Source organism: Bacillus cereus group sp. BfR-BA-01524 (genome assembly GCF_022662595.1).
Lineage (GTDB): Bacteria > Bacillota > Bacilli > Bacillales > Bacillaceae_G > Bacillus_A > Bacillus_A thuringiensis_S.
Genome location: NZ_JAKUDW010000168.1, coordinates 1 through 5917, shown reverse-complemented (window position 1 = coordinate 5917; position 5917 = coordinate 1). Strand labels below are relative to the sequence as shown.

The following is a 5917-nucleotide window of genomic DNA, read 5'->3' as shown; positions in this document are numbered from 1 at the left end:
TGGACTAGTGAAAGTAAACGATGGTTCAGGTGAACTTGCAGAGAAACTTGGCGAAGGGGCAGAGAAAACTGGTGAAGTAAAAGGGACGGATAAAACGTATGATATGTTTGCAAGTCCTGTAAAAGTGAAGACGGAGAAAATGGCGGAAGTGCCAAACTACGGAACTGGATTTACGCCGTATTTCTTATCACTCGGTTTATTCGTTGGGGCATTACTATTATCAATTGTATATCCATTACGTGATACAGTCGGTGTTCCAAAATCAGGATTTAGCTGGTTTATTAGTAAGTTCGGTGTTTTACTATCGGTCGGTATTATTCAAGCGATAGTAGCAGATGTCATATTACTGTTCGGATTAGGTGTAGAAGTACAAAGTATTCCGTACTTCATACTCTTTAGTATCATTACAAGTTTAGCATTTATCGCATTAATTCAATGTTTAGTAACAGCATTCGGTGATGCAGGCCGTTTTATCGCCATCATTACATTAATTATGCAGCTTACAACGAGTGCCGGAACATTCCCACTAGAATTGATTCCGAAGTTTTTACAACCATTTCATGCTTGGTTACCGATGACATACTCTGTATCAGGATTTAAAGCAGTCGTATCGAGTGGAGACTTTGACTTCATGTGGAAAAACATAGGAATGCTCATGACCTTTATCGTTGTATTATCACTTGGAACGATTGCTTCCTTAACTTTGATGCACAAACGACAATTTAAAAATATTGCTGAAAATCAATCGATTGAAGCGTAAAAAAAGCACCTTTTTGGTGCTTTTTTTTTAAAATATAGGGCATCGTTTCCTTAGTTCATCTATAAATCTTTCTAAAAGCTATAGAAACGAAAGAAAAGGAATTACAATAATTTACAGAGAAACATAGGGTAGAGGAGCTGATATGATGAGAGGAAATCTTACTTATTATTTTATCGTAAATCCGCTAATCATCTTTCTTGTTTACGCCCTTTCACCTATCTTGTTTCATAAAGAAAAATATACAAGTATGAAAGATGCACTAGGGATACTTGTAGTTTACTATGTGCTAATTAGTGGATATTACTTTATGGATGTTGTAAGTGAAAGAATGAAGAAGGATAGTAAAGATAAACGATAAATTTTATTGTATAAAAACCGATGGAGGATAAAAAATGACAGAGAGCGAAATGAAATTCCGTGATACGACCATTCGTAACTTTTTCGATAAAGAGGATCGTTTAAAATCGATTCCAGGTCAAAAGAAGAAAAAACTAGTATTGTTAGAGCATTTAATTAGCAAATTAAATGCTGGAAATCAATATACAGAAAAAGAAATTAATACATTTATAAAACAATATCATGATGATTTTTGTACAATTAGACGTGAATTTATTGTACAGGGGTTTATGGATAGAGAGGATAATATGTACCGTATAAACGGGAGAGAAGTTTGGACGAAGTGGGAGGAGTTAAAATAATGAATCAGCGAGGGGATCCCCGCTGATTATAAGTCTGTGCTAGTCTTGCTGTTTCTTTGTAGTAAGTCTATGAACGCTTCAACATTCGAACTTGTAATGTATCCAAGCGTTATATATTCATCTTCATAATAAAATATTATTTTTTTATCAAAGATTCTTCTCTTCGTTTCTATGGATAGAATTTTTTCATAATCAAATTCGGCAATGAATGTGTTTTTATATTGGCTAAAAAAGAGCAGTCTTTTATTAGTAGCAAGTAACATGCCAGGATACGGGACTTTATGCGTAATCATATAGCCAGTAAGTGAACATTTTAAAGTAGATAAAATCTTTTCTTCTTTATGTAATAGTTGTTTTGCAGCTGTTAAGATTGGATTCATTGCATACATTCCTTTTATTTTGATGTATGAATATTGTATCAAGAGTAAAAAGATTCTCAATATGCAATATTGCATATTGGACGTTTTATAGTTTTAATATTATTTTTTAAAAGAAAAAGTACGAGGTGATTCAGTGATACGATTAGTAAAAGAGGCTGATGCAGAAGCAATAATGAACATTAGAAAAGAAATTATATTATCGGAAAGTACTACAAAGTTTTTCATAGTATCTCCAAAGAAATTGCCGAATGATATTGATGCAGAAAGAGAAAAGATACGGAAAAGTAATGAGAAAGGTAATCTTTATATCGTGTATGAAGTAGATTATAAGGTGGTAGGCTTTTTACTTTTCAAACGATATGAACTAGAACGGTTACAACACGCAGGCACAATGGGAATGGGGATTAAAGAGGCGTATTGTAATCAAGGCATCGGTACGAAATTAATTGAATTTCTTATTAGTTGGGCGAAAGGGCAGAAAGGTTTAGAGAAAATTTGCTTAGGTGTAGTTTCTGTTAATGATCGGGCAATTACAGTGTACAAACGTATGGGATTTGTAGAAGAAGGCAGACAACGAAAGCAAATTAAATATGAAGATGGATCATATGGAGACGACGTATTGATGGGCTTTTATATGGAATAAAGGATATATGGTATTAAGAAAAGGAATGTACCTACTGTAAATTTCTAAAAGCAGTATATTGCCCCTGCATTAACAGACTTTTTCCTATGTATAATATTAATATAGTAAAATCATAACAACCGATATTGCAGTTTCCAATAATATACTATATAATCAATTTAAGAAAACGTTTTCATGCAAAGGGGGAGAATTTCGTGTCGACTATAGAGGACGTGGCGAAATTAGCGGGGTTATCAAGGACAACGGTTTCTAGGGTGATTAATAATCATCCATATGTTTCAGATGAGAAGAAAAAAAGGGTTCAATTAGCAATGAAGCATTTAGGCTTCGTTCCTAATTCTGCGGCGAGAAGGCTTCGTAAACAAAAAACGGAAACAATTGCGGTGCTAGTTCCAAGGATTACAAATCCTTTTTTCAGTAGATTTATTGAAGCAATCGAGATTGCAGCTTCTGAACATAAATATAAACTGATTATTTGTCAAACAAGATATTTACCAGAAAAAGAGATGGAGTATTTACAATTATTATCTACGAAACAAGTAGATGGGATTATTCTATGTTCACTAGAAAATCCGTGGGAAGATGTAGAGCCATACTTACAGCACGGTCCAATCGTGTTATGTAATGAATATATTGAGGAAGCAAATATTCCAACAGTGAAGTTTGATCATGCGCAAGGAGCATACATAGCTGCGAAGCATGTGTTAGATCAAGGGTATCGTAATCTTATTTTTTGCCGTGGTAACGAAACCAAATTAGTTAGCCAGCAGCGAAAAATGGGCTTTTTACGTGCAATAACTGAGAAGAGCCGCCAAGTAGAAGCGATTGATTTTCTTGAAAACGCTTTCTCTTGGGAGGATGGAAAACGAATATTCCATGAAGTATTAAAGGACAAAAAAAATCCTACCGCGATTTTGGCAGGAGGCGATGAGGTAGCAGCTGGAATTATCTCAGAGGCGAAGCACCATAACTTGAGCATTCCAGATGATCTCGCTGTTATCGGTTTTGATAATCAAATATTATCGCAGATTACAGAACCAGGTATTACGACAATTGAACAGCCAATTGATGAAATGGCCCGAAAAGTTGTCGACCTGATGATGGATAAAATCCATACGAAAAATTATCGAAAAAAAGAATTGTATGAGTTTGAACTGGAGCTCTTGGTGAAAGGTTCAACGATGAAGGATAAGATGTTATTAGCCTAGTAGACTATGTCTGCTAGGTTTTTTTATGTTCACAAACTACTATTCTTCGTGAACGCAATCGTCACATTTGTTATGGTATGCTTCGTGTTGCTCATCAATTTCTTTCCCACAGTGCGCACAAGTTTTCGTCGGTAAATTTCTGAAAAACTCCATTGGTTGATCGATCATGTCAATCCCTCCATTTCCATTTCTTACTATCATTGTATTAGTACAAAAAATAAAAGTCAACAACTGTTTTATAACAAAATTGAAAATTAATGAAAAAGTTTAGGAAATGGATTATAGTTAACAATGTAGGATGTAAGTAAAAAACTTTCTCAAGTACGGAGAAAAACTGCATTCCTACTCGGTTTTAGAAAGGATGGATACATATGAAAATGACTGTTGTCGGCTTTTGGGGCGGCTTTCCAGAAGCGGGAGAAGCAACGTCGGGGTATTTGTTTGAACACGATGGTTTTCGTTTACTTGTAGACTGTGGTAGTGGTGTACTAGCACAGCTTCAAAAATATATAACACCATCTGATATAGATGCAGTTGTACTGTCACACTATCATCACGATCATGTTGCGGACATTGGGGTATTGCAATATGCGAGATTAATTACGAGTGCGACAACAAGGCAACTACCGGAATTACCAATATACGGTCATACGTTTGACGAGAATGGATTCCATTCTTTAACACATGAACCACATACGAAAGGAATCGTGTACAATCCAGAAGAAACACTTCAAGTTGGACCATTCTCGATTTCGTTCTTAAAAACTGTTCATCCTGTTACATGCTTTGCGATGCGTATTACAGCTGGAGATGATGCTGTAGTATACAGCGCTGATTCAAGTTATATTCCTGAATTCATTCCATTCACAAAAGATGCTGATCTTTTCATTTGTGAGTGTAATATGTATGCACATCAAGAGGCTGCAAAAGCAGGGCATATGAATAGTACAGAAGTAGCAAGTATTGCAAAAGATGCGAATGTAAAAGAACTTTTATTAACGCACTTACCGCATACAGGCAACCCATCTGATTTAGTAACAGAAGCAAAACAAATTTTCAGTGGCCATATTACGCTAGCGCATAGTGGCTACGTATGGAACTCATGAGGTGATACGATGTTATTTATTGATAATAAAGGAATTACAGATCCTAGAATAAACTTAGCGATTGAAGAATATTGTGTGAAGAATTTAGATATTAACGAAACATATTTACTGTTTTACATTAATGAGCCTTCGATTATCATTGGTAAAAACCAAAACACAGTAGAAGAAATTAATGCAGATTACGTAAAAGAAAAAGGTATTCATGTCGTTCGTCGTCTATCAGGCGGAGGAGCAGTATATCATGATTTAGGAAACTTAAACTTCAGCTTTATTACGAAAGATGATGGAGATAGTTTCAGTAACTTCAAAAAATTTACTGAGCCTGTAACGAAAGCGCTTGGTAAATTAGGCGTAAATGCAGAACTAAGTGGTCGTAACGACATTTTAGCTGAAGGTAGAAAAATTTCAGGTAACGCGCAGTTCTCAACGAAAGGTCGTATGTTCAGTCACGGTACGTTACTATTTGACTCTGAAATCGATCACGTCGTATCAGCGCTAAAAGTAAAAATGGATAAGATTCAATCAAAAGGAATTAAATCAATCCGTAGCCGCGTTGCGAACATTACAGAGTTTCTAAACGAAGAAATGACGACAGAAGAGTTCAGACAACTTCTTCTAGAAACAATTTTCGAAGGAGAAACAGAAATCCCAACGTACGAATTAACAGAACATGATTGGAAAGAGATCCACAAACTTTCTGAAGAACGTTACCAAAATTGGGATTGGAACTACGGAAAATCACCGAAGTTCAACTTACAACATTCACACCGCTTCCCAGTTGGACAAGTTGACGTTCGTCTGGAAGTGAAAAAAGGAACAGTAACAGAATGCAAAATTTACGGCGACTTCTTCGGTTCACTAGATGTTCATGATATTGAAGAGCGTCTAACAGGCATTCAGTTCGATAAAGATGCATTCACTGCAGCTTTAGAAGGCGTAGATATCGCACGCTACTTCGGTAACATTACAACAGAAGATTTCTTACATTTATTCTTCTAAAAATAAGGGAGGCTACCATAACGGGCAGCCTCTTTCTTTTTGCGTAGATTGTCAGGCTTTGTCGGTAAGTCGATATAACTGAAAAATCGCCGATATAAATTGAGTTGCGCTGATATATTTGGA

General features: G+C 35.7%; 9 protein-coding genes. 7 read left to right on the top strand and 2 right to left on the bottom strand.

Annotation, left to right across the window (positions count from 1 at the left end; translation table 11 throughout):
* From MR170_RS29425 to MR170_RS29415, 3 genes are all read left to right on the top strand, one after another.
* A partial coding sequence (locus MR170_RS29425) for a YhgE/Pip family protein (RefSeq protein ID WP_242310447.1) occupies positions 1-760 on the top strand: 760 nt, incomplete at its 5' end.
* A gap of 142 nt (positions 761-902) precedes the next feature.
* Positions 903-1118, top strand: coding sequence for a hypothetical protein (locus MR170_RS29420; protein WP_016082570.1), 216 nt, complete (start codon positions 903-905; stop codon positions 1116-1118).
* Between the two features lie 34 nt (positions 1119-1152).
* Positions 1153-1458 (top strand): DUF2087 domain-containing protein, encoded by a 306-nt coding sequence (locus tag MR170_RS29415; RefSeq protein ID WP_088114378.1) that lies wholly within the window; start codon positions 1153-1155, stop codon positions 1456-1458.
* A 26-nt stretch (positions 1459-1484) separates the two neighbouring features.
* On the opposite strand, the gene MR170_RS29410 is transcribed toward MR170_RS29415, so the two are convergent.
* Complete coding sequence (locus MR170_RS29410; protein ID WP_070757229.1) at positions 1485-1838, bottom strand: PH domain-containing protein; 354 nt, start codon at positions 1836-1838, stop codon at positions 1485-1487.
* A gap of 133 nt (positions 1839-1971) precedes the next feature.
* On the opposite strand from MR170_RS29410, the gene MR170_RS29405 reads away from it, so the two are divergent.
* Both MR170_RS29405 and MR170_RS29400 read left to right on the top strand, forming a co-directional pair.
* On the top strand, positions 1972-2481 hold the full coding sequence (locus MR170_RS29405) for a GNAT family N-acetyltransferase (RefSeq protein WP_016082567.1): 510 nt from the start codon (positions 1972-1974) through the stop codon (positions 2479-2481).
* A 194-nt stretch (positions 2482-2675) separates the two neighbouring features.
* Positions 2676-3689, top strand: a complete 1014-nt coding sequence (locus MR170_RS29400; protein WP_016082566.1) for a LacI family DNA-binding transcriptional regulator — start codon at positions 2676-2678, stop codon at positions 3687-3689.
* 39 nt (positions 3690-3728) lie between these two features.
* On the opposite strand, the gene yhfH is transcribed toward MR170_RS29400, so the two are convergent.
* Complete coding sequence (gene yhfH, locus MR170_RS29395) at positions 3729-3857, bottom strand: protein YhfH (protein ID WP_000567010.1); 129 nt, start codon at positions 3855-3857, stop codon at positions 3729-3731.
* 203 nt (positions 3858-4060) lie between these two features.
* Between yhfH and MR170_RS29390 the strand changes: the two genes are divergently transcribed.
* The gene (locus tag MR170_RS29390; protein WP_016082565.1) at positions 4061-4795 is read left to right on the top strand and encodes an MBL fold metallo-hydrolase; all 735 of its coding nucleotides are present in this window, start codon (positions 4061-4063) and stop codon (positions 4793-4795) included.
* Between the two features lie 9 nt (positions 4796-4804).
* Positions 4805-5794, top strand: a complete 990-nt coding sequence (lplA, locus tag MR170_RS29385) for a lipoate--protein ligase (RefSeq protein ID WP_016082564.1) — start codon at positions 4805-4807, stop codon at positions 5792-5794.
* Positions 5795-5917 lie beyond the last annotated feature (123 nt).